At 67.8% G+C, this 23584-nt stretch carries 19 protein-coding genes; 9 read left to right on the top strand and 10 right to left on the bottom strand.

Annotated elements, in window-relative coordinates:
• Nucleotides 1-68: 68 nt before the first annotated feature.
• The 6 genes from ACNA0R_RS25890 (at nucleotide 69) to ACNA0R_RS25865 (ending at nucleotide 8774) form a co-directional block, all read left to right on the top strand.
• Nucleotides 69-2273 carry a hypothetical protein gene (locus ACNA0R_RS25890; protein WP_415828948.1) on the top strand — a complete coding sequence of 735 codons (2205 nt, stop codon included), beginning with the start codon at nucleotides 69-71 and terminating at the stop codon, nucleotides 2271-2273.
• 120 nt (nucleotides 2274-2393) lie between these two features.
• Nucleotides 2394-3968, top strand: coding sequence for a DUF1800 domain-containing protein (locus tag ACNA0R_RS25885; protein ID WP_415828947.1), 1575 nt, complete (start codon nucleotides 2394-2396; stop codon nucleotides 3966-3968).
• The gene (locus tag ACNA0R_RS25880) at nucleotides 3965-5380 is read left to right on the top strand and encodes a DUF1501 domain-containing protein (RefSeq protein WP_415828946.1); all 1416 of its coding nucleotides are present in this window, start codon (nucleotides 3965-3967) and stop codon (nucleotides 5378-5380) included. Before ACNA0R_RS25885 ends, ACNA0R_RS25880 begins: the two co-directional genes overlap by 4 nt.
• A 290-nt stretch (nucleotides 5381-5670) precedes the next feature.
• The gene (locus ACNA0R_RS25875; RefSeq protein ID WP_415828945.1) at nucleotides 5671-6411 is read left to right on the top strand and encodes a lytic transglycosylase domain-containing protein; all 741 of its coding nucleotides are present in this window, start codon (nucleotides 5671-5673) and stop codon (nucleotides 6409-6411) included.
• A gap of 156 nt (nucleotides 6412-6567) precedes the next feature.
• A complete protein-coding gene (locus tag ACNA0R_RS25870) occupies nucleotides 6568-7197 on the top strand; it encodes a phosphatase PAP2 family protein (protein ID WP_415828944.1) in 630 nt (209 codons plus the stop codon).
• 185 nt (nucleotides 7198-7382) lie between these two features.
• A complete protein-coding gene (locus ACNA0R_RS25865; RefSeq protein ID WP_415828943.1) occupies nucleotides 7383-8774 on the top strand; it encodes an MFS transporter in 1392 nt (463 codons plus the stop codon).
• Nucleotides 8775-8819: 45 nt separating this feature from the next.
• Here ACNA0R_RS25865 and ACNA0R_RS25860 read toward each other — a convergent pair whose 3' ends face one another.
• The gene (locus ACNA0R_RS25860; protein WP_415828942.1) at nucleotides 8820-9260 is read right to left on the bottom strand and encodes a DUF2501 domain-containing protein; all 441 of its coding nucleotides are present in this window, start codon (nucleotides 9258-9260) and stop codon (nucleotides 8820-8822) included.
• Between the two features lie 213 nt (nucleotides 9261-9473).
• Between ACNA0R_RS25860 and ACNA0R_RS25855 the strand changes: the two genes are divergently transcribed.
• Complete coding sequence (locus tag ACNA0R_RS25855; RefSeq protein WP_415828941.1) at nucleotides 9474-10481, top strand: D-2-hydroxyacid dehydrogenase; 1008 nt, start codon at nucleotides 9474-9476, stop codon at nucleotides 10479-10481.
• Here ACNA0R_RS25855 and ACNA0R_RS25850 read toward each other — a convergent pair.
• The 4 genes from ACNA0R_RS25850 to ACNA0R_RS25835 form a co-directional block, all read right to left on the bottom strand.
• Entirely contained in the window at nucleotides 10465-11457 is a 993-nt protein-coding gene (locus tag ACNA0R_RS25850; protein ID WP_415828940.1) for a Bug family tripartite tricarboxylate transporter substrate binding protein, read from the bottom strand. The two genes, ACNA0R_RS25855 and ACNA0R_RS25850, sit on opposite strands and share 17 nt — an antisense overlap.
• Before the next feature lie 102 nt (nucleotides 11458-11559).
• Nucleotides 11560-12633, bottom strand: coding sequence for a lactonase family protein (locus ACNA0R_RS25845; protein ID WP_415828939.1), 1074 nt, complete (start codon nucleotides 12631-12633; stop codon nucleotides 11560-11562).
• Nucleotides 12630-15350 carry an aconitate hydratase AcnA gene (gene acnA, locus ACNA0R_RS25840; RefSeq protein WP_415828938.1) on the bottom strand — a complete coding sequence of 907 codons (2721 nt, stop codon included), beginning with the start codon at nucleotides 15348-15350 and terminating at the stop codon, nucleotides 12630-12632. Before acnA ends, ACNA0R_RS25845 begins: the two co-directional genes overlap by 4 nt.
• A gap of 128 nt (nucleotides 15351-15478) precedes the next feature.
• Nucleotides 15479-16360 carry a LysR substrate-binding domain-containing protein gene (locus ACNA0R_RS25835; protein WP_415828937.1) on the bottom strand — a complete coding sequence of 294 codons (882 nt, stop codon included), beginning with the start codon at nucleotides 16358-16360 and terminating at the stop codon, nucleotides 15479-15481.
• Nucleotides 16361-16507: 147 nt separating this feature from the next.
• On the opposite strand from ACNA0R_RS25835, the gene ACNA0R_RS25830 reads away from it, so the two are divergent.
• Nucleotides 16508-17068 (top strand): hypothetical protein, encoded by a 561-nt coding sequence (locus ACNA0R_RS25830; RefSeq protein WP_415828936.1) that lies wholly within the window; start codon nucleotides 16508-16510, stop codon nucleotides 17066-17068.
• Here ACNA0R_RS25830 and ACNA0R_RS25825 read toward each other — a convergent pair.
• Nucleotides 16986-17927 carry a LysR family transcriptional regulator gene (locus tag ACNA0R_RS25825; RefSeq protein ID WP_415828935.1) on the bottom strand — a complete coding sequence of 314 codons (942 nt, stop codon included), beginning with the start codon at nucleotides 17925-17927 and terminating at the stop codon, nucleotides 16986-16988. The genes ACNA0R_RS25830 and ACNA0R_RS25825 overlap by 83 nt on opposite strands.
• Nucleotides 17928-18127: 200 nt before the next feature.
• On the opposite strand from ACNA0R_RS25825, the gene ACNA0R_RS25820 reads away from it, so the two are divergent.
• On the top strand, nucleotides 18128-19294 hold the full coding sequence (locus ACNA0R_RS25820) for a mandelate racemase/muconate lactonizing enzyme family protein (RefSeq protein WP_415828934.1): 1167 nt from the start codon (nucleotides 18128-18130) through the stop codon (nucleotides 19292-19294).
• 102 nt (nucleotides 19295-19396) lie between these two features.
• Here ACNA0R_RS25820 and pgl read toward each other — a convergent pair whose 3' ends face one another.
• Genes pgl through gnd form a run of 4 tightly spaced genes read right to left on the bottom strand, consistent with a single transcriptional unit; the run spans nucleotide 19397 to nucleotide 23538 of the window.
• Entirely contained in the window at nucleotides 19397-20113 is a 717-nt protein-coding gene (gene pgl / locus ACNA0R_RS25815; RefSeq protein ID WP_415828933.1) for a 6-phosphogluconolactonase, read from the bottom strand.
• A 49-nt stretch (nucleotides 20114-20162) separates the two neighbouring features.
• Nucleotides 20163-21044: an HAD family hydrolase gene (locus ACNA0R_RS25810; RefSeq protein ID WP_415828932.1), complete on the bottom strand. Its 882-nt coding sequence runs from the start codon at nucleotides 21042-21044 to the stop codon at nucleotides 20163-20165.
• Complete coding sequence (gene zwf / locus ACNA0R_RS25805) at nucleotides 21026-22561, bottom strand: glucose-6-phosphate dehydrogenase (protein ID WP_415828931.1); 1536 nt, start codon at nucleotides 22559-22561, stop codon at nucleotides 21026-21028. Before zwf ends, ACNA0R_RS25810 begins: the two co-directional genes overlap by 19 nt.
• The gene (gene gnd, locus ACNA0R_RS25800) at nucleotides 22561-23538 is read right to left on the bottom strand and encodes a phosphogluconate dehydrogenase (NAD(+)-dependent, decarboxylating) (protein ID WP_415828930.1); all 978 of its coding nucleotides are present in this window, start codon (nucleotides 23536-23538) and stop codon (nucleotides 22561-22563) included. Before gnd ends, zwf begins: the two co-directional genes overlap by 1 nt.
• Between the last annotated feature and the right edge of the window lie 46 nt (nucleotides 23539-23584).

Here is a 23584-nt window from a genome sequence, read left to right as displayed (position 1 = left end):
GGGGCGTGGCGGTGGGAACCGTCGCCGGGGCATGTTCCTAATGGGCTTTTCCAATGTATGGAAACCTCATGCCGGACATCCTCGACTCTTCCGCGGTCCATGCGCCATCGTGTTCCTCGATGGCGCCGATTCCTCCTGACGCACCGGCCGGTCCGTGCAACCCGGGGCTCGACCAGGGACTGATGCAATCGGTCAGGCAGGTGCGCGACGCCGCTTTCGACCAGGCGACTCTGCAGGCTTTTGCCCTTTCGTTGTTGAGCGGCGCGCCAGGCGCCTTGGGCGATACCGGCGCCATGGCGCTGGCGGAACTGCTGCGGCCCTGTCCGGAGCCGCCACATGAAACCTCGTATCCCGCCGGGCGTTATGGGCCTATCCCCAGCGAGCTGATTCACGCCATAGGCGGCGACGAACTGCTGAGCGAACTCAGGCCACGGCGGCCAACGGAGCCGGGCGCATCCAGCCTGCCTTACGCCGACGCGCTCAGACTTCAGCTTATCGATACGCGCGGCTTGTGGCGCGACCATGTTTCCTGCGACCGGGGCGAAGGCGAACCCAGGTACGAGCCGGAACCCAGCCTGTCCTTGCTGCGGTTCGTCAAATCGCGGCTGGATCGCAATCCCGCGCTCGACAAGCGCGGCTTCTTTCTGCCGTTTCGGCAGTTGGCGGAACGCGGCATGCGCGTTATCGACGCGCAGGCGCGCCTGGAGGCCTTGCCATGCCTGCTGGGCGATGGCCTTGAAAGCGGCCTGATTCCGTACGAGGATTTCGCGCAATGGGCGCAGGCCTGCGCGCGCGACGTTCCGCCCGCGACGTCGGCGCAGCTCGAGCCCGGACCGCAGAATTACGCGGCCGGCGGCACGCGCGACTATTGGGATCTGACCTTGATCGCGCTGTTCTCGCCCATCGCCCTGGGCCTGTTGCAGCACAAGCGCGTATCGCTGGATACCTTGATGGCCTGGACGGGTCTGGATGCGCGTTTGCGCGCTACGGAGAAGACGCCCGCGCCGAAAACGGCAACTCGTACAACCTGCCTGCTGGCGTCGACGGCGGTGAATCGTGCCACCCATTGTCCCGGCGCCCTGGTGCATCCCGAGGTGATCCCGCGCCTGGCCGAGGCCGCGGTCGCCTCGCAGCACGCCATGCTGCTGCTGGCGTCCGCGGGCGTCGTCGACAGCGAGGTCCTGAGGGACGAGATCGCTTCCGTCGCTGCGTTCTACCGCGAGAACACCGTCGAGCGGCAAGGCATGGTCGTCGCGCGCGATTACTCCCAGTACTATCTGCGCCCGCAGCAATGGGGCCATGATTCCCCGCTCGCGGCGTTGATGGAAGCATCGCGGCGGCGCCTGGACCCCTATTGGCACCTTGGGAAGACCAGGAGCCACGCCCGCCTGGACGGCTGGCGCGTGAGCGTCGATACCGGGCCGGATGGGTCGGCGCGCCTGATGTGGTCATCACGCCCCGCGCGGGAATTGTTCTCCGCATGGCAACGCGAGCGGATTCCGGTAGCGGAGCAGATCATGCTGAGCCGCGTCATGATGCAGGGATTCGACCAGGCCTGGGCCCGCGAGGCGGTCCTGTCCGGCACCGTCCCGCCGGCGCGGGTGCGGGCCTGGTTCAAGGATGCGGAGCGGACCGACCTCAGCGCATTCCTGGATGACGCCATGCGGAATGCCGTGATGCGCTGGCTGCGGGATGACGGTATCGACGCCGATTTGTTATGGACGGGGCCGGCGATGATACAAAGCCGCCTGGACGTCGATCGCATCGACCGCATCCTGCACGCCGAATCCGCCGTGTTGCTGCCCATGGCGCCGCTGCTGTTCGATCCCGCCAACGATGTCCCGGCCAGGGTCCACTACGGCCTGGTATCGCCGTCGGATGTGGCGCGCCGGATCGACGACGGGTCCGCGCTGGCCTACGCCAACGCGTTGAAGGCCGCGCCCATCGCCGGCCTGGAAGCAATTTCGCCGCTGCGCCGCGCCCTTGCGGACACCGTGGAACATCTGCGCCGCGCGGTCGTGCTCGTCGAGCGCATGCGGCCGGCGCTTCCACCGGATGGCCCCCATGCCCGGGACTGCGCGGCCCTGGTGCAGGCGTGGCGCGATGCGGTCGGCCGTCTCGACAGCGTGCTGCGGCCTTCCCTGGAGGAGGATCTGGCCGAAGACGCCGCGCGCATCGACGACGAACTGTCACGGCTGAGGCAAGATGTGGCGGCCGGACTGCCCGGTCCGGCCGGTGCCGTGCCGACGGCGGACCGGCGCCTATGGGGATGAACGCGGCCGTCCCGGCTTAGTTCGTTTGGAGGAGCGCCAGCGGGCCTCTACGCCAAGCGCCGGAATTGTGGGCATGCTGCGATGCGTCTAAGGTAATTGCATTGCAGCTCCCATGCCGCCATGTCCGTGACGACGACCCGGCCGCCGCGCGCCGATCCCGCCTCCTTGGGTGATGACTATCCCAGGCCCACGCCCGGGCAGGCATCGCGTTTCCTGGCGCAGGCCACTTTCGGCCCCACACCCGCGGAAATCGATCGCGTGGTGCGCATGGGCTATGCGGCATGGCTGGACGAGCAGCTGGACATGCCGCCTTCGCAGACGCACTTCGACTGGCTGCTTTCGATACGTGCCGATAACGAGGCCAACAAGGGCAACGGTATCAATGCGCCGCTGGAGTCCACGCTGTGGCGCAAATTCATCGCCGCGCCCGATCAGGTCCGCACCCGGGCAGCCTTTGCGCTATCGGAGATCTTCGTGGTGGGCGTGTCGGCGATCACGACGAATTGGCCGCTGTTCGGCGCGGCGTCATTCATGGACACGCTGGCGGAACATGGCCTGGGTGATTTCCGTACGCTGCTGGGCGCCGTCACGCTGAATGTCTCGATGGGATGCATGCTGACGTATCGCGGCAACCGCAAGGAAGATCCGCGCACCGGCCGTGAGCCTGACGAGAACTATGCGCGCGAGGTCATGCAGCTGTTCACCATCGGCCTGTACCAGCTGAATGCCGATGGCACGATCAGGCTGGACAACGGCAAGCCGATCGAAACATATAACAATGACGATGTGCGCGGCCTGGCCAAGGTGTTCACCGGCTGGGACCTGAACGGCAGCGAAGAGAACGTGGCGTTCCATCGCCGCCCCATGGCGCTGAATCCCGCCTTGCACTCCATGACGGAAAAGCGCTTTCTGGGCGCGGTGATCCCCGCGGGGACCGGCGGCGTGGCATCGATGAACAAGGCGCTGGACGTGCTGTGCAACCATCCCAACGTGGGTCCGTTCATCGGCACGCAGCTGATCCAGCGGCTGGTCACCAGCAATCCCAGCCCGGCCTATGTAGGCCGCGTGGCGGCGGTGTTCGCCGACGACGGCCGCGGCCGGCGCGGCAATCTGCGCGCGGTGGTCAGGGCGGTGCTGCTGGATCCGGAGGCCCGCTTCCCCGATCTGGCGTCGCCGACCTGGGGCAAGGTGCGTGAGCCCATCGTGCGCTTCGCCGCCTGGGCGCGCGCCTTCGGAGCGAGCTCGACCAACGGCAAGTGGGCCATGCCGGATACCACCGACAACACCATACGGCTGGCGCAGAGTCCCATGCGGTCGGCATCGGTGTTCAACTTCTTTCGTCCCCGCTATACCCCGCCGGGCAGTCCGGTCGCGGAGCGCGGCATGGTGGCGCCCGAACTACAGATCACCGATGAAACCAGCGTGGCGGGTTATTTGAATTTCGTCGCGATCTATGTCGATCGCGGCTGGGAAGATCTGCAGACCGCCTACGCCGCGGAGGTCGCGGTGGCGGGCGACACGCGGGCCCTGGTCGATCGCATCGTGCTATTGATGGCCGGCGATGCCTACGATCGCGGCACCGCCGGCGAGATCGCGCGCGCGGTGGCGTCCATCCCCGCCGAGCGCCCGCTGGACCGCGTGCGCGCCGCGATTACGCTGGTGGCGGCCACGCCCGACTATCTGGTGCAGCGATGACGACGTCCGCTTCTCGCCGCGAGTTCGTGCGCCGCGTATCGGCGATCGGCGCGGCCGGTGTCGCGGGCGCGGCGCTGCCGCTGGCCGTGCGCCTGGCCGCGGCGGGCGAGGCCGCCGCGCAGGCCGCGCCCGGCGCGGACGACGATTACAAGGCCCTGGTCTGCGTCTTCCTGTACGGCGGCAATGATCCCTACAACACCGTCGTGCCCTATGACGTCGACAGCCATGGTCGCTACTTCCGCACGCGATCCGATATCGCGCTGGCGCGCGACAAGCTGGACGGCACGGTGCTGCGCGCCGCGGCGCGCAAGGATGGCGGCGCGGCGGGCGACGGTGCCGGCGGCCGCGTCTACGCCCTGGCGCCGGCGCTTGCGCCGCTCACGCCCCTGTTCGAGCGCGGCGTCCTGGCGGTGCAGTTGAACGTAGGGCCCATGGTGGTGCCCACCACCAAGGCCGAATACATAGGCGGGCGCGTGCCCATGCCCCCCAAGCTGTTTTCCCACAACGACCAGCAATCGTATTGGCAAGGCCTGGCGCCGGAGGGCGCGGCCTCGGGTTGGGCGGGCCGCCTGGCGGACCTGTTCGCCGCCGGCAACGGCAACAGCACCTTCGCCAACGTCACGGCGGGCGGTACGGCGCTGCTGCTGTCGGGCCGCCACGTGTCCGCCTACCGCGTCAGCCCGGCGGGCTCGACGCCCATCGAACTGCTGCAGCGGGACACCTACGGGTCCACGGCCTGTACCGACCTGCTGCGTACGCTGCTGACCCGTCCCGGGCCGCATCTGTTCCAGCAGCAGATCGCCGCCACGCTCGCGCGCTCCATCCGCGCCGATGCGCAACTGCGCGCGGCGCTGGACGGCGTGTCCGTACCGGGCGGTTTCGGCACGCCGCTGGGGGCGCAGTTGAAGATCGTCGCCCGCATGATTGCCGCGCGGCAGGCGCTGGGCGTCAAGCGCCAGGTGTTCTTCGTGTCGCAGAACGGCTATGACAACCATGATGGTCTGAACGGCACGCACCCCGGCCTGCTGCGCGAGCTCGGCGGCGCGCTCGCGGACTTTCAGCAGGCCATGGCGGCGCTGGGCATCGAAGACCGTGTCACCACCTTCACCGCCTCCGAATTCGGCCGCACCCTGGTATCCAACGGCGACGGCTCGGATCACGGCTGGGGCGGCCATCACTTCGTCCTGGGCGGCGCGGTGCGCGGTGGCCGCTTCTACGGGACGCAGCCGGAATGGGATATACAGGGTCCCGGATACGTCGATCATGGGCGACTGCTACCCAGTACTTCCGTCGAGGAGTTCGGCGCGACGCTGGGCGCCTGGTTCGGCGCCGGCAATGGCGCCCTGGATGACGTGTTCCCCCATCTGCGCAATTTCGGCACCCGTGACGTCGGTTTCCTGCGGCGGGCGTAAGGCGTGGCCGCGCGGGCCGCGGATGCCGCCCCGCGCGCGGCGTCCCCCCGCGAACCGCCTTACGCCGCGCGGCGGGTCTGCCGCATCCGATGTGGCGTCCAGGGCGGCCCGCCCCGCCATGCGCATTAATGCTCCCCTCGATGTACTAAGGCGTCCAGGGAGAAGACAGCGCGCGCCGCCGTGCCCCAATATCGGGGGCCGGGGGAGAGACCGGGCGGCGCGACGGGTGACGGCGCGCCTGCGTACAGGGGCCGCGGCAGCGCGGCAGGCCACCGCACACGCAGATCACCATGACGACACAATGGCGAACCAGCGCGGAAAACGATGGGCCACGATGGCTGTTCCCGGCCGCCATGGCTCTGCTACTGGCGCTGGCGGCAGGCTCGGGACGGGCCTGGGCGGGCGAGACCTACCGCTACAAGGATCCCTTCGGCAACTGGCGCAGCATGACCGTGGACAAGGGCATGGCCAAGTACTACCAGCGGGCACAGGCGCGCGCGGCCGCCCGTTGCGCGACGTGCGCGCCGCGCCTGCGGGTCAGCGGGCCGGCCGGCGCGCCGGCCACCGCCGCGGCGGTGCAGGCCGACGCGGCGCGCGTCGCCGCGCTCAGCACGCATCGCGGCCTGGACGATTATCGTGGCGTCATCGCCAAGGCGGCGGCCGATTACGGCCTGGACAGCGCCTTGCTGGGCGCGGTCATCGCCATCGAATCGGGATTCCGCAAGGACGCCCGCTCGCCCAAGGGCGCGCTGGGGCTGATGCAGCTGATGCCCGGCACGGCCGCGGCCTTGCTGGCCGATCCTGACATCGAACGCGCGCTGGTGGATCCGGCGACCAATGTGCGGGCCGGCTCGCGCCATCTGCGCAGCCTGATCGACCAATATCCGGGACGGCTGGATCTGGCGCTGGCGGCCTACAACGCGGGACAGGGCGCGGTGCAGAAATACGATGGCATCCCTCCCTATGCCGAGACCCAGCAGTACGTGCGCGACGTGATCGCCCTGTATGCCCGCTACAAGGCGGGCTGGTAATGCCGGGATTCAAGGCCTGGCCACGAGGCTGGCGCCGCGCCGGGCGCGGCGGAGGCCGATCGGGCAGGCGGACCCGTGGGCAAGATGGGGGATAGCCAATCCGCCCGCGATATGCTCCCATGGAAGGCTTGAATCATGGGTATCCGCGGAGTTGGCATGCACGGTTTCTGGACCTTGGTTTCGGCGATGGGCGAGTCGCGGCTGGTGTTGCCGGCGGCGCTGATCGCGATGTTGTTCCTCGCGATGTCGCAACGGCCGCCGTTGTTCAACTGGCTGTGGGCATTCGGTATCGCCGGGGCCGCCGTACTGGTATCCAAGCTGGCCTTCCTGGGCTGGGGCATAGGTTGGGCGGCCATCGACTTCACCGGTTTCAGCGGCCATTCCATGGTATCGGCGGCGGTCTATCCGGTGCTGGGCTACGCGCTGGGCAACCGCCATTCGCGCCGCATGGCGACGTGGCTGGCGTGGACGGGCGCGGCGTTCGCGGTGCTGGTGGGCATCTCGCGGCTGGCGCTGGGCGCGCATTCGGTTTCGGAAGTCATACTGGGCCTGGCGGTGGGGGCGATGGTGTCCGGCGTCGTGCTGGCGCGCTGGCCCGTCGGGCGCCTGGGATTGCGCATGGGCGCGGTCGCGCTGGCTTTCCTCTTGTCCGCGGCCGCCAGCTACTCGGTCGCGCCCAAGGTACGTACCCATGATGTGGTGGTCGCCCTGGCCCTGGCGTTGTCGGGGCAGGACGCGCCTTTCACGCGCGATCATCTGCATCGCGGCGTATCTTCCGGGGTATGAGGCGGTGTTGCCGCGGGGCATGACGCGACGTGCGCGGTAGGGGCGCGGCCCGCGGCACGATGGGCCCGCGACGGGGGCATCAGCCGGGACGCCACGCTCGGTTGCTGACGAAAGGCTGAATATTTGGCGTTGAATGGGATGTCATAATCTCGCTCCATTGCCGACCCTTCGTCCGTTTTTTCGCCATGCCGCTTGCCATCGGTGCGTTCATTGTCCCGCTCATCGTGGCTTGCGCGTTGTTCATGGAAAACGTCGACGCGACGGTGCTGGTGACGGCGCTGCCGTCATTGGCGCGCGACCTGGGCGAAGATCCGATCACCTTGAAGCTGGCCGTGACGAGCTATGTCGTCGGCCTGGGTGTCTTCATCCCCATCTGCGGCTGGGTCGCCGATCGCTTCGGCCCGCGCAGCGTATTTCGCGCCGCCATCGGCGTGTTCGTGGTGGGCTCGCTGCTGTGCGCCGCCGCCGATTCCCTGTTCACCTTCGTGCTGGCGCGCTTCGTGCAAGGCGTGGGCGGCGCCATGATGGTCCCGGTGGGGCGCATCATCATCTTCCGTTCGGTGGCGCGCGCCGATTTCGTGCGCGCCGTGAACTACCTGACCGTGCCCGCGCTGCTGGGGCCCGTGGTGGGGCCGCTGCTGGGCGGCTTCATCACCACCTATCTGCACTGGCGCCTGATGTTCTTCATCAACGTGCCCATCGGCCTGCTGGGCATCTATCTGACCAACCGCTATATCGACGACGTGCGCGACACCGAGCCGGGGCATCTGGATTGGCCCGGCTTCGTGCTGTCGGCGGGCGGCGCATCGCTATTCATGCTGGGCATGTCGCTGGTCGGCAGCGACGTCGTCAGCGACCGCGCGACGGCGGTCATGTGCGCGCTGGGGATCGTGCTCTCGGGCTTGTACGTGCTGTATGCGCGGCGTGCGAAGAACCCTTTGCTGGACTTGCGGTTTCTGCGCATCCCGACTTTCCACACCAGCGTGATGGGCGGCTCGCTGTTCCGCATCGGCCTGGGCGCGGTGCCTTTCCTGCTGCCGCTGGCGCTGCAGGAGGGCCTGGGCATGACGCCGTTCGAGGCCGGCACCATCACGTGCGCGTCGGCCTTCGGCGCGCTGTTCATGAAAACCCTGGCGCAGCCGCTGCTGCGGCGCTTCGGCTTCCGTCCCGTGCTGATGGCGAATGCCGCCTTGTCCGGGCTGGCGCTGGCCAGCTATGGCGTGTTCCATCCCGAGATGTCGCGCGCGGCAATCTGGGTCATCGTTTTGTTCGGCGGCATTTTCCCGTCGCTGCAATTCACCGCCTTGAACGCGCTGGCCTATGCGGAAATCGATAGCGGCGACGTCGGGCGCGCGACCAGCGTGGCCAGCGTGATCCAGCAGATGTCGCTGGGACTGGGCGTGACCGTGGCGGGAATTGTGTTGCAACTTTCCCATTATGTGCAGGGCCATGCGCAGATCGTGTGGACGGATTTCTGGCCGGCGTTCCTGGTGCTGGGACTGTTTTCCGCCGCTTCCATACCCGTGACGGCGCGCATGCCGCGGGGGGCGGGTAAAGAGTTGACGCGCGGGCGTTGATGCCGCCGGCTTGTCCGGCCCGTCATCGTTGCTCGGCGCGGGTCCTTACAGGAAGGACTTGGCCTGCTGCAATACCACGTCGCAGGCCTGCTGGGCGATGGTCTTCTTCAGGCCGCCGCCGCTAAGGTCGACGCTATTGCCGGAGCCTGTCTGCAGTATGCCCATGGCGCCCGACAGATAGCCGCTGTCCTTCTGCGCGGGTTGGCCGTTCGCGCCGCCCAGCTTGCCGAGCAGGCGGTCCTTCAGGGAACTGGCGTTGCCATCGGGCAGGTATTTGTTCTTGACGCAGTACTCCAGGATGCCGGCGGCATTGCCCAGGCTGGCGGACGTCAATCCGCCGGCATCGGGCGTCGATCCTCCGCCGAAACCGCCCAGGCCGTCCAGCGCCCCTTTCAGGCCCAGGCCCTGGGCCGACGCCGGCCCGGCCGCCACGGCCGTCAGCATGCCGGAGAGCGCGGCGGCAAGCGCATGGTTGCGTATCTTCATTGCTATCACTCCTGTTTGAACTCCTATGAGGTAGGACATGTCGTGGATCCCGGGATAATCGGGCGATAATGTCGGCGCCGGCGCGCCATGGGCCGCGTGTCGCGCGAACCCCGCACGCATCGGCGTACTGATGCGGCCGCTCCGCAGCCGGCGTAAGAATAGGCGGGTGGGGAGCCATTCCAGGTAACGATAGGTGCCATAACCCTAGCCATCATGACGATACGTATCTTGCTTTCCCGCGGTACCGCCGAACGTTTGCGCGAGCCTATCGCACAGGTGATGAATGGCCGTCCCTACGAATTGCGCATCGCCGAGCCGACGCTGGGCCATGCGCATGACGACGTGGACATCGCTTTCATCTCGCGCGAAGTGACCGGCGCGTCGACCAAGCACGTGATGATGGAGTCCTTGCAGGCCTTCTACGAATCGCTGCGCGCATCGCCCGGCCTGCGCTGGGTGCACGTGCATTCGGCGGGTCTGGACCGGCCGATCTTTCCGGAACTGAAGGCGCGTGGCGTGGCGGTCACCCCATCGGCTGGCGCGAACTCCGAGCCGGTCATGCAGACGGCATTGGCCGGTCTGCTGACATTGAACCGCCGCCTGCACGTGCTGCGGGATGCCCAGCGCCAGGGCCGCTGGCTGTCGGCCACCGAACTGGAGGTGCCGCGCGACCTGTCGGGGCAGACGGCGGTGATCGTCGGCTGGGGCGGCATAGGCCAGCGCCTGGGCGCCGTGCTGCGGCTGTTGGGCGTGAACGTCGCGGTGGTGCGCAGCAGCGCCGAGCCGGTGGACGCCGATACCGAGACGGTGGCGTTCGAGGATATCGGCAAGCTTTTGCCGCGGGCGGATTGGCTGATCCTGGCCTGCCCCTTGAGCGACCGTACGCGCGGCCTGATCGATGGCAAGGCGCTGGCCATGCTGCCCGCCGGCGCGCACCTGATCAACGTGGCGCGCGGCGAGGTCGTCGTGGAAGCCGACCTGATCGAGGCCTTGCGCGGCGGGCACCTGGGCGGCGCCTATCTGGACGTCTACGAACACGAGCCGCTGGATGCCGGCTCGCCGCTCTGGCATATGCCCAACGTCATTGCCACGCCGCATGCGGCGGGCCATTCCGACGGCAACGCGAAGCGCGTCGATGCGATCTGGCTGCGCAAGCTGGAGGAATGGGTGGCGGAGAACGGTCAGGCGCCGCAGCCCGCGGGATTCACTCCTGCAGCGTGATGCCGGTTTCCTGGATGACTTTGGCGAACTTCGCTGTTTCCGCGCGCCGGAAGGTGTCGAAGTCGCCGCGCGACGATGGCGCGGGTTCGGCGCCCTGGTCCTTCAGCGCTTGCAGCAGGCGTGGATCTTTCATGGCTTGCAGCGCCGCGCCATTGAGCTTGTCGAGGATGGGCGCCGGCGTCGCGCCCGGGGCGAACAGGCCGAACCAGTTGACGACCTCATAGCCCGCAAGCCGCGGCGTTTCCGACAGTGCCGGTACGTCGGGCAAGGCTTCGACGCGATGCGACGAGGTCACCGCGATGGGACGCACCTGGCCGCTCTTGATGAAGGGCATCGCCGCCGCCACGCTGGTGAACGTCATCGTCACGTGCCGCGCCACCACGTCGGCGATCTGCTGCGCGGCGCCCTTGTAGGGAATATGGCGAACGTCGATGTCCGCCATGCGATCGAGCAGCTCACCCGAGACATGCTGCAGATTGCCTATCCCGCTGGAAGAGAACGTCAGCTTGCCCGGTTGCGATTTTGCGTAGGCCAATAGTTCGGCCGGCGTTTTCACCGGAACGGAGGGGTTTACCACCAGCACGTTGGGAATCCGGGCGACCAGCGTCACGGAGGCCAGCTCGCGCTCCGGGTTGAACATCATCTTTTCCTTGTACAGCGATGGGTTCACCACGATCTCGCCCGCTGCCGACAGCAGGATGGTATAGCCGTCCGGCTTGGCCTTGGAAACATAGTTGGCGCCTATCATGCCGCTGGCGCCCGGCTTGTTTTCGACGATGATCGATTGGCCCAGCGTGTCGTGCAGGCGCTCGGCCATCAGGTGCGCGATCAGGTCCACGCCGCCGCCGGCGGTGTAGGGCACGATCAGGCGGATCGGCATGGCGGGATACGGATCCGCCGCCTGGACGGCGAGCGGCACGGAAAGCAGCGCGGCGATGCCCAGTGCGGCACGCAGGCGTGGGGTCGGGTATTTCATCTCGGGTCTCCTCGTGTTTTCTAATTCAATGCGGGACATCGTCGGGCCCGTGGCGAGTCATCGCCACGGGCGGTAGGGGCCGGCGCCGACGCTGGGCGCGGCTCAATCGCCAAATACCATGCAGACGGGGCTGCCCGTCGCCGCGGCGACGCCGGCATCGGCCAGTGCGCCGGTGTCGGGGTCGACCTGGAATGCCATGATGGTGTCGCTGTCTTCGTTGGCCGCGTATAGATGGCGGCCAGTCGGATCCAGGGTAAAGAAGCGCGGCGTGCGGCCGCCGGTGGCGTAGGCGCGCACGAAACGCAGGCGCCCGCTGGCGGCGTCGATGGTGAACAGGGCGATGCTGTCGGCGCCGCGGTTCGAGGCATATAGATGGCGGCCCGTCGCATCGACGGCGATCGCGGCGGCGCGGCTGTTGCCCGTGTAGCTGTCCGGCAGTGTCGACAGCACCTGGAACGGCGCCAGGCCGCCCGTGGCCGCGTCATGGCGATATGCCGTCACGGTGGAGTCCAGCTCATTCACCGCATAGGCCCAGGGCGCGGCGGGATGGAAGGCGATATGGCGCGGGCCGGCGCCTTCGCGCGTCGCCACGAAAGGCGCCGCCGCCGGCGTCAGCCTGCCATCCAGGAAGCGGAAGCTGAAAATACGGTCCAGCCCCTTGTCGGGGACGATCACGTGCCGGCCGCCGGGGGCGTAGGGATTGAAGTGCGGCTTGGCGTGCTTCTGCTCGATACGGTGCGGGCCGGGGTCGCCTGGCAGAGCGACAAGCTGGCTGACCGGCAGCAGTTGGCCGTCCTCGGCCAGCGGCAGCACCGCCAGCGTGCCGGTCGCATGGTTGGATACGACGATGTGCCGTCCGTCGGGCGCCACGGCCAGGTGTACGGGGTTGCGGCCTTCGGTGCTTTGCCGGTTCAGGAAGCCCAATCGGCCGGAGCCCGGATCGATGCGGAAGGCGCTGATCTCGCTGGCGTCGCCATGCACGGCGTACAGCACGCGGCCATGCCCTGATGTCCGCGCGCGGCCCAGCGCCAGATAGGAAGGATTGAACAGGCCATCGACCTCCTGCACCAGACGCAGCGTTCCGGTGCCCGGATCGCGATGCCAGGCTGTGATGCCGCGCCCGCGCGCATTCCGCTCGCGGGAGGTGCGGCAGCCCGCATAGACATCGGCCTTCATGCGCGCGTCTCCCCGAAGGCCATCTTGCGCACCACGTAGGGCAGCACGCCGCCATGCGTCAGATAGCGAATCTCCTGTTCCGCGTCCAGGCGCAGGGAGACCGGCAGATCGTGCGGCGGCGGAGGGGACGGCGTATCACCCTGTGCATCGACCGGGGCAGCGACCGGCGCGGCGCCCGCGCGCCGGATGCGCAGCGTCAGCAGGTTGTCGCCCAACTTCAGCTGGTCCAGGCCCAGCAGGTCGAAACGCTCGCTGCCGTCCAGGCGCAGCAGCTCCGCATGCGCGTCGCCTGTGAAGGTCAGCGGCAGCACGCCCATGCCGATCAGATTGCTGCGGTGAATCCGCTCGAAACTGCGCGCCACCACCGCGCGCACGCCCAGCAGCGCCTGCGCCTTGGCCGCCCAGTCGCGGCTGGAGCCGGCGCCGTAGTTCCAGCCGGCGAAGACCAGCAGCGGGATGCCGCGCGCCGCATAGGTGGCCGCGGCCTCGTAGACGGGCAGGATCTCGCGGCGATCCGCATCCCAGGCCCAGGCGCCTTCGCCGCCCTTATCGCCGACAAGGCGGTTGCGCACCGCCTTGTTGGTATAGGCGCCGCGCAGCATGACCTCGTGGTTGCTGCGGCGCGTGGAATATTGATTCAGGTCTTCCCGCGCTTCGCCACGGGCCAGCAGCCACTGTCCGGCCGCGCTGGAGGCGGGTATGGTCCCGGCCGGCGAGATATGGTCGGTCGTTACGTTGTCGCCGAACACCATCAAGGCCCGGGCGTCGCGCAACGCGGCCAGCGGCGCGGCGGTGGGCGTGACGGATTGCAGATAGCGCGGGCGGCGCAGATAGGTCGAGCCGGGATCCCAGGCATAGCGCACGCTGGCTGGCGCGGACAGTGCCCGCCATTGCGGTGTGCCGGCCCAGATGGTGGCCACGCGTTGCCGGAACAGTTCGGGCCGCAGCACGCGGCCGGCCAGCGCCGCGACGTCTTCGTCGGTGGGCATGAGGTCGCGCAGCCAGACCGGCTGGCCGTATGCGTCGAGGCCCAGCGGGTCCCGCTCCAGGTCGAGATGGATGTTCCCCGCTATGGCATAGGCCACGACCAGCGCCGGCGAGGCCAGGTAGCCGGCGGGCAGCCTGGGATTGACGCGGCCTTCGAAGTTGCGATTGCCGGACAGTACCGCCACGCCGCGCAGGCCCTGGTCCACCATGGTTTCCCCCGCGGCGGCCAGGCCGCCGGAGTTGCCGATACAGGTCATGCAGCCGTAGCCGACCAGGCCGAAGCCCAAGGCTTCCAGGTCGCGCAACAGGCCGGCGTCTGCCAGGTAATCGCCCACCGTGCGCGACCCCGGCGATAGCGATGTCTTGACCCAGGGCTTGCGTTGCAAGCCGCGCTCGCGCGCGCGGCGCGCCAGCAGGCCCGCCTGCAGCATCAGCAGGGGATTGGCCGTATTGGTGCAGCTGGTGATGGCCGCCACCAGTACCGCGCCGTCCGTCGGCGCGTTCGCCGTGGCCGATGGGTCCGCGGGCCGGTCAGCCGCCTTCGGCGCCGGCGCGCCCAGCCGTTCGGTAAAGGACACGCCGGCGCGCGCCAGCGGCTGGCGTTCGTGCGGCTGGTGCGGCCCCGCCACGCTGCGCTGGACGGATGCCAGGTCCAGCGGAATCACGGTATCGAAGCAGGGCTCCGGCAAGCCGTCGCGCCGCCACAGCCCCTGGGCCCGCAGATAGACCCGCGCGCGTTCGCGCTGCGCCTCCGTGCGCCCCGACAGCGCCAGGAAATCCATGGCTTCGTCATCGAAGGGAAAGAACATGATCGTGGCGCCGTACTCCGGCGCCATATTGGCCACCGTGGCGCGCGCCGCCCAGCCCAGTGTCGACAATCCAGGCCCGCAGAATTCGACGAATTTGCCCACCACGCCATGCGCGCGCAGTCGCTGCGCCAGTGTCAGCGCCAGGTCGGTGGCGGTGACCCCCTGCGCCAGCCGGCCGCTCAGACGTATGCCGACCACCTCGGGATAGGCGATGGGTACCGGTTCGCCCAGCAGCGCCGCCTGGCTCTCCAGGCCGCCTATCCCCCAGGCCAGCACGCCGATACCGTTGATCATCGGCGTGTGGCTATCGGTGGCCACCATATCGTCCGGATGCAGCAGGGCCTGGCCGTCCTGCGTGCGCGCCGTGCACACGACCTCGGCCAGGGCTTCCATATTCATCTGGTGGATGATGCCGGTGCCGGGCGGAATGACCTTGAAGTTGTCCAGGCTCTGCTCGGCCCAGCGGATGAAGCGATAGCGCTCGCCATTGCGCCGGAAGTCGATGTCCAGGTTCGCCTGAACCGCGTCCGGTTCGTCATAGTGTTCCACGATGACCGAATGGTCGATCGTCAGGACAGCGGGAATCAGCGGATTGACCCGCGCCGGATCGCCGCCCAGCTCCGCGACCGCGTCGCGCATGCCCGCGAAATCGGCCAGCGCGGGCAGGCAGGTCGTGTCGTGGAACATCAGCCGGTTGGGGTAGAAGGGCACCTCGCAGGACGGGCCGCGCCCTTCGGCGCGGGCCAGTACCGCGGGCAGCGCCTCCGGCTGGCAGCGGGCGACGTTCTCGATCAGCAGGCGGATCGAGTAGGGCAGGGCGGACAGGCGGTCCGCCGGCAGGATGCGGCGCAGCGCGACATAGGCATAGTCCTGCCCGTTGACGGCCAGGCGGTCGAGCAGTGCGGGATCGGGGCGGTTCATGCGTGGATCGTAAGCGCCGCGCGCCGCCGGGAAAATTGATCCTTCGCCAAACGAGCGTTTCCCGCGGGAGAACGATGACGGGCCGACGCCGGACAGGCCGATATGGCGTCGCTCGCCAGTCGGGCGCTCTACCCCCGCAAATACCCCACCAGCGAGCGCGCCGTCGGCGGCAGCGTTTCCAAAGCGCGCACGCCGATCAGCAGGCTGCGGCGGGCCCACGGCTCCGCCAGGGTCAGCGCGCGCAATTTTCCGCCGCGCAGGTACGGCGCGGCCACCGCCCGCGGCAGCACCGCAATCCCCAACTGCGCTTCCACCAGCTTGCACATGCAATCGAAGCCGCTGATGCGTATGCGCGGCCGCAGCGGCTTGCCGCGCTTCTTGGCTTCCGCCGTCAGTAAAGCATGTACCGAGCTATCCAGATGCGGTCCGACCAATTCGTGGTCCAGGACGGTGTCGAAGCGCACCTTCTGCCGCCGGGCCAGTACATGCGTCGCCGGCACGACGACCACCAGTTCGTCCCGCCGGTAGGGGAACACCTGCAGGCCATGCGCCGGCGTCTGTTCGGCGAAGATGCCCAGATCGGCGTGGCCATCGGCGACCGCCCGCACCACCGCCGTGCCCACGCGCTCCTCGATGTCGAACTTGATCTGCGGGTAGTCGTTGGCGAAGCGTTCGATATCCCCGGGCAGGAACTGCGCCAGGGCCGACGTGATCGCGTGGATGCGCACGTGCCCCTTCACCCCCGCGGCATAGCCCGCCAGTTCTTCGTCCATCAGGGCCAGCGTGTGCCGCATCTGGCGCGCATAGTGCAACAGGGACTGGCCCGCGGGCGTCAGGTCGACGCCGCGCGCATAGCGCACCAGCAGGGGCGAGCCCGCCCGCGCCTCCAGTTCGGCGATGCGTTTGCTGATGGCCGATACGGCCAGGTGCTTGCGTTGCGCCGCCTTGGTCAGGTTCTTGTCCTCGGCGACGGCGATGAACAAATCCAGGCTGGTCAGGTCATATCGCATGATCGGTATATTTGGCTGCGCGCGTCGGCGCCATCTTCCGCTTCGCCGGTCTTCTGCTAGGCTGGAAGCGCCCCTTTTGCGCGAGCAACGCCGGCAGGGCGCATAATTGCACGACTTCGTCTAACTCAGGATTTCACGACCGCCGCGATGAAAGCGCAACCGCTAAGATTCGATCGCAACGTCATCGAGGATGTCCTGGCCGGCAGGAAGGTCCAGGCGCGTCGCATACTCAAGCCGCAGCCGCCGGACAACACTGTCAGCTGGCTGCGGGAAATCGGCCCGGCCGGCAAATGGATGGCGGTGGAAGACCCATTGCCTCCGCCTTCGCGCCGGCGGGTGCGGCGCATGGTGTGCCCATATGGTGAACCGGGCCAGACCATACGGATGTACGACGATGCCGGTGCCGCCTTCGCGGAAGCCACCCTGGTCGGCGTCCGTATCCAGCGCTTGCAGGACATCAGCGAAGCCGACGTCATCGCGGAAGGCTGCGCCGAAGGCGAGAGCCTGCGTGGCGGCTTCCTGCCCGGCATGCCCTTGAAGTCGATATTCGCGCTGGCATGGTGCGAAACCAACGGCGCGCGGGCCTGGGCGGTGAATCCCTGGGTATGGGCCCTGGAATTCCGCGTTACGCAGGCTTTGCCGTACGACCGCCGGCCGGCGCCGGCGGACGACCCGTGGCCTGAAAGCGCGTCGCAAGAAAGTCTATGAAGGTGCGCACCCGCGCCGACAGATGCCGGCGGCCGGGGTAGTACACGAACAGGTCGGCCGAAGGCAGGGTGTACGCGGGCAGCAGGCGGCGCAGCCGGCCGGTTTCCAGGTATTTCGCCACGTCCCACTCCGAGCGGATCAGGATTCCGTGGCCGTCCAGCGCCCAGCCCAGCACGATGTCCCCATCGTTGCTGGCCAGCGTGCCGCCGACCTTGATCGCCTGCGTTTCGCGATTGCGGGTGAAACGCCACACGCCATAGGCTTCGTCGTTCTGCCGGTGGATGATGCAGCGGTGCGCCGCCAGGTCGGCGGGCCGCTGCGGCACGCCATGCCGGGCCAGGTAGGCGGGCGAGGCGCACAGGAAGCGGCGATTGGTCTGCAGCCGGCGCGCGCTGAGCCGGCTGTCCGGCAGCGCGCCGAAGCGCACCGCCAGGTCCAGGCCTTGTTCCACCAGGTCCACCGGGCGGTCCGTGACCTCCAGCCGGACTTCGACATCCGGATGCAGCCTGGCGTAGTCCGATACCAGGGGTGCGATCACGGTGCGGCCGAAACCCAGGGTGGCGTTCACCCGCAGCACTCCGCGGGGTTCGGCGCGGCTGCTGGTGACCTGGTCCTCCATCTCGCGGATATCGGCCAGGATGCGGCTGGCGTGGCGCAGATAGGTCTCGCCTTCGCTGGTCAGGCTGGTGCGCCGCGTCGTGCGGTTCACCAGGCGCACGCCCAGACGCTGTTCCAGCTGGGCCAGCCGCTTGGTGGCGGCCGGCGGCGTCATGTCGAGCTCGCGCGCGGTTGCCGACAGATTGCCGTGCTTGGCCAACAGGACGAAAAACATCAGTTCGGAAGCGGTATCGGTTTTCATGGATGGGATTGCGGCGGGGCGCCGCGCTTATCCGGCATAGGCCGGGCCGGGCGACGAGACCCGCTGTGGGCGTGGCGTGCGGTATTCACTGAAAGTTAACAACAATATTCCGCCAGGTGAATAAAAACCGCCGGGCGCTTGGTTAACCTGTCGGGACCCGCAGCCCCGGCCGGGCAGTGCGCCAACGACAGGAGACTCCCGTGAAAATCGTCGAAATCCGCGAACAGACCAAGCCCATCAGCTCGCCCATCCGCAACGCCTATATCGACTTCAGCAAAATGACGCTGAGCCTGGCCGCGGTCATCACCGACGTGATTCGCGATGGCAAGCCCGTCGTCGGCTACGGCTTCAATTCCAACGGCCGCTATGGCCAAGGCATGCTGATGCGCGAGCGCTTCATCCCGCGCGTGCTTTCCGCCGAGCCCGACACGCTGCTGGACGCCTCGGGCCAGAACCTGGACCCGCACAAGATCTGGGACCGCATGTTCATCAACGAAAAGCCGGGCGGCCACGGCGAGCGTTCCGTGGCCATGGGCACCCTGGACATGGCAATCTGGGACGCGGTCGCCAAGATCGCCGGCAAGCCCCTGTTCCAGTTGCTGGCGGAGCGCTACGGCGACGGCAAACCCGATCGCAAGGTATTCGTCTACGCGGCGGGCGGCTATTACTACCCCGGCAAGGGCCTGGAAAGCCTGCAGGACGAAATGCGCGGCTATCTGGACCGCGGCTATTCCGTGGTCAAGATGAAGATAGGCGGCGCATCGCTGGACGAGGACCTGCGCCGCATCGACGCCGTGCTCGACGTGCTGCAGGACGGCCAGCGCCTGTGCGTCGACGCCAACGGCCGCTTCGACCTGAAGACCGCCGTGGCCTATGCCAAGGCGCTCTCCCGGTACGACCTGTTCTGGTACGAAGAAGCCGGCGATCCCCTGGACTACGAACTGCAGGCCGAATTGGCGCATCACTACGAAAAGCCCATGGCCACCGGCGAGAACCTGTTCTCCATGCAGGACGCCCGCAACCTGATCCGCTACGGCGGCATGCGGCCCGACCGCGACTGGCTGCAATTCGACTGCGCGCTCAGCTATGGACTGGTCGAGTACCTGCGCACGCTGGACATGCTGAAAAGCTACGGCTGGTCGCCCAGCCGCTGCATCCCGCACGGCGGACACCAGATGTCCTTGAACATCGCCGCCGGGCTGGGGCTGGGCGGGAACGAGTCATATCCGGATCTGTTCCAGCCCTATGGCGGCTTCCCGGATGGCGTACGCGTGGAAAACAGCCACATCGTCATGCCGGATCTGCCTGGCATCGGCTTCGAGGGTAAGGCTGATCTGTACGCGGAGATGCGCCAATTGTCGGCGTGAGGGCAGGTTGGCCGCGAGACGGCGGGGCGGCGCTCGGGCAGGGCGGCCAGGGGGCAGCCCAGGCGAACCGCCGCGGCGGACGCCTTGCATCGGCGACGCCGGCTATTGTCCCGCCGCGTCCCGATCCAGATACCACAGCAGCTCCCCCTGCGGCCGAACGCGGCCGGAGGGTACTCCCGGGTCATGTGCCCGCGCCCGGCTGACGGCGGTGCGTTTCTTGTCTCCCGCCGCCAGGAACACCACGGCGGCGGCGCTGTCCAGCGCCGGCAGGGTCAGCGATATGCGGGGTTCGGCCTTGACGCCGACCACCGCGATCGTCCAGTCGCGGGTCTCCTCGATATGCGGCGTGCCGGGAAACAGCGAGGCCGTATGGCCGTCGTCGCCGATGCCGAGCAGATTTACATCGAACAGCGGCCGGCCGGCTTCCAATTGCGCCGATCCGTAGTAGTCGCGCAGCGTGTCCGCATAGCGCGCGGCGGCGGACTCCGGCGTGCCGTCCGCAGGCACGGGATGCACGTTTTCCGGCGGAATCGGTACATGATCGATCATCGCCAGGCGGGCCATGCGGTAATTGCTTTGGGGATCGTCGTACGGCACGAAACGCTCGTCCCCCCAGAACAGATGCACGCGCGACCAGTCGATGCGCCGGCCGCGCGCCGGTTCGGCCAGCAGCTCGTACAAGGGTTTCGGGGTGCTGCCGCCCGACAGGGCCAGCGCGAAGCGTCCTCCGGTGGCCGCGATGCGCGCGGTCAGCCAGTCGGCCAGGTGCTCGACCAGGCTATCGGTGTTCTCGAATATGCAGCTCTGTTCTTTGTCCATCGCTAGCTCCTTGGCGTCATGAGGCGCGCCGTCCATAGCGCGCGCCGGCTTATGCCGCGGGAAGAATGAAACGGTGCACCGCCGCCGCCAGGCCATCGTCGGCATTGCTGGCGGTGGTTACCGTGGCCTGCGCCCGCACTTGGGCCGACGCCTGCCCCATGGCGATGGAAAAGCCCGCCCGCTGGAACATGGGCACGTCGTTGTCGCCGTCGCCGATGACGGCGGTCTCGGCCAGCGACACGCCCATGTGACGCGCCAGGGCCTCCACCGCATCGCCCTTGTTGGCACGGGCGTGATTGACGTCCAGGTAGTACACCTGCGACCGCGAGGCATGCGCGCCGGGCGCGATGCGCGGGTTGATTTCCTGCTCCAGCCGGACCAGGCCCGCACCATCCGCGCTGGCCGCGACGATCTTGCCGATGCGGTCCAGATAGGGGTCGAAGCTGTCGACCAGCGTGCCATCGAAGCCCAGCGTGTGCCGCTCCAACGGCACGTAGGGACCGTCCGGATCGCGCAGCAGCCATTTGTCGTCGGCGAATACCCAGGTTTCCACCGGCTGGGCGGAGAACATGTCCAGCGCGATACGCGCGTTCTCGACAGACAGCGGATGCGATTCGATCGTACGGCCGCCGGTGTCGACGATGGCGCCGCCATTGAATGCCGCGGTGGGCGTGTCCAGATCCAGCATCCGGATCAGCGGCAGCATGCCGCGCGGCGGACGGCTGCTGACCAGGGTGAAGGCGATGCCGGCGCCGCGCAACGCGCGGATGGCGGCGAGGGTGGCGGCGCTGATCTGCTTGTCCGGACGGACCAGCGTGCCGTCGACGTCCGACACCAGCAAGCGGATGCCGGGCCGCGTCGAGGATGCCGCGGCGCCAGCGCCACGCGGATCGCCGTCCGCGGCGCCCGCGCCTACTTCAGGCTGTGCCATGCCCGCCCGTCCCGCCGCAGCAGTTCGTCGGCGGCATCGGGGCCGTCCGTGCCCGCCGGATACATATGCACGTCCTTGCAGTCCTGCCAGGCATCCAGGAAAGGCTGCACCGCGCGCCAGCCGTTTTCGATGTTGTCCGCCCGCTGGAACAGCGTCTGGTCGCCGGTCATGCAGTCGTACAGCAGCGTCTCATAGCCCGTGGATGGCTGCATCTTGAAGAAATCCGAATACGCGAACCCCATCTGGATGTTGTCGATCTCCAGCGTGGTGCCGGGCTTCTTGGCCTGGAAGTCGAACCACATGCCCTCGTCCGGCTGGATCTGGATGATCAGGTAGTTGGGCCGCATGCGGTGCACGTGCGTATCGCGGAAGGGCGACATCGGCGCGGGCTTGAAGCAGATGGCGATCTGCGTATTGCGCACGCCCAGCCGTTTGCCGGTGCGCAGATAGAAGGGCACGCCGGCCCAGCGCCAGTTGTCCACCCACAGCTTGAGCGCGACGAAGGTTTCCGTGCAGCTGTCCGGGGCCACGCGGTTTTCCTCGCGATAGCCGGGCACGCGCGTGCCGCCGATCTCGCCGCTGGAGTACTGGCCGCGCACCGAATTGCGCCGCGCCTCTTCCGGCGACTGCGGCCGGATGGCCGCGACCACCTTGGCTTTTTCGCTGCGCACGGCATCCGCGCCGAAGGCCGCGGGCGGCTCCATGGCCACCATGGCCAGCAGCTGGAACAGGTGATTGGGCACCATGTCGCGCAGCGCGCCGGTACGTTCGTAGAAGTTGCCGCGCTGCTCCACGCCCACTGTTTCGGCGGCGGTGATCTGCACGTGGTCGACGTAGTGATTGTTCCAGAACGCTTCGAACAGCCCGTTGGAGAAGCGGCTGACCAGGATGTTCTGTACCGTCTCCTTGCCCAGGTAGTGGTCGATGCGGTAGACCTGTTTTTCATCCATCACCGCCAGGATGCCGGCGTTCAGGTCCTGCGCGGTCTTCAGATCGGAGCCGAAGGGTTTTTCGACGATGACGCGGCGGAACTGGTCGTCGCCTTCCTCGAGCAGGCCGGCGTGCGCCAGCCGCGTGATGACCTCGCAGAAAAAGCGCGGCGCGGTCGCCAGGTAGAACACGGCGTTGCGCGTGCCGGAGGCTTCGATGCGTTGCCTGATGGCCTGGTAGGTGCCGTCATCCAGGAAGTCGCCTTCCAGGTAGGTGATGCGCTGCGCCAGGCGATCCCAGAGCTGGCCGTCCAGCGCCGGCTCGCCGCCTTCGGTCTTGCCGCGCTTGGCCGACATTTCCTGCATGAAGTCGGCCAGCTTGCCGCGGTATTCCTCGTCGCTGACCTTGTTGTGGTCGACGCCGACGATGTGCAGCGCGTCACCCACCAGGCCGTCGCGCGTCAGGTTGTACAGCGACGGCACCAGCAGCCGCTTGACCAGGTCGCCATGGGCGCCAAACAGAAAAAGGGTAGCCGGCGGCGCCATCTGCGACCGCGGAGAGCGGTTTGTCGATTGCGCGGCCGTCATTATTTTTTCTCCTCGACGTGGCCGCCGAAGCCGAAGCGCATGGCCGACAGCATCTTGTCGCCGAAGGTGGCGTCCTGACGCGAACGGAAGCGGGCGAACAGGGCGCTGGCCAGCACCGGGGCGGGCACGGCCTGCTCGACGGCGGCATCGATGGTCCAGCGGCCTTCGCCGCTATCGGCCACGTCGCCGGAAAAGCCCGCCAGCTTGGGGTCCTTGGCCAGCGCGATGGCGGTCAGGTCCAGCAGCCACGACGACACCACGCTGCCGCGGCGCCAGACTTCCGCGACGTCGGCCACTTCGATGTTCAGTCGCTGGTCTTCCGGCAACTGCTCCGAGCCCTTGGTCTTCAGGATGTCGAAGCCTTCGGCGTAGGCCTGCATGATGCCGTACTCGATACCGTTGTGGACCATCTTGACGAAGTGGCCCGAGCCGGCCGGACCGGCATGGATGTAGCCCTGTTCGGCGCGCGGATCGCGGCCTTCGCGGCCCGGCGTACGGGGAATGTCGCCCAGTCCTGGCGCCAGGCAGGAAAAGATCGGGTCCAGGTGCTTCACCACCTTGTCTTCGCCGCCGATCATCATGCAGTAGCCGCGCTCCAGGCCCCAGATGCCGCCGGAGGTGCCGACGTCCACGTACTCGATCTGGCGCGCGGCCAGGGCCTTGGCGCGGCGGATGTCGTCCTTGTACATGGTGTTGCCGCCGTCGATGATGATGTCGCCCGGCTCCATCAGGCCCGCCAGCGTATCGATCATGTGCTCGGTGACCGCGCCCGCCGGCAGCATGACCCAGACCGCGCGCGGCTTGGCCAGCTTGGAGATCAGGGCTTCCACATTGTCGACCCCGGTCGCGCCTTCGGACTGCAGCTCTTTCACCTTGTCCAGGCTGCGGTTGTACACGATGACTTCGTGCTTGTTCCGCATCAGGCGGCGCGCGATGTTGGCGCCCATGCGCCCGAGTCCAATCAATCCGAGTTGCATAGCAAAATCTCCGCGAAAATAAACCGGCGCGGCGGCTGGCCGCGCC

It is taken from the genome of Bordetella sputigena, from assembly GCF_965137885.1.
GTDB classification, from domain to species: Bacteria; Pseudomonadota; Gammaproteobacteria; order Burkholderiales; family Burkholderiaceae_B; genus Bordetella_C; species Bordetella_C sputigena.
Note: the sequence above shows the minus strand (reverse complement) of the source record. Positions and strands in the feature narration are given on the sequence as shown.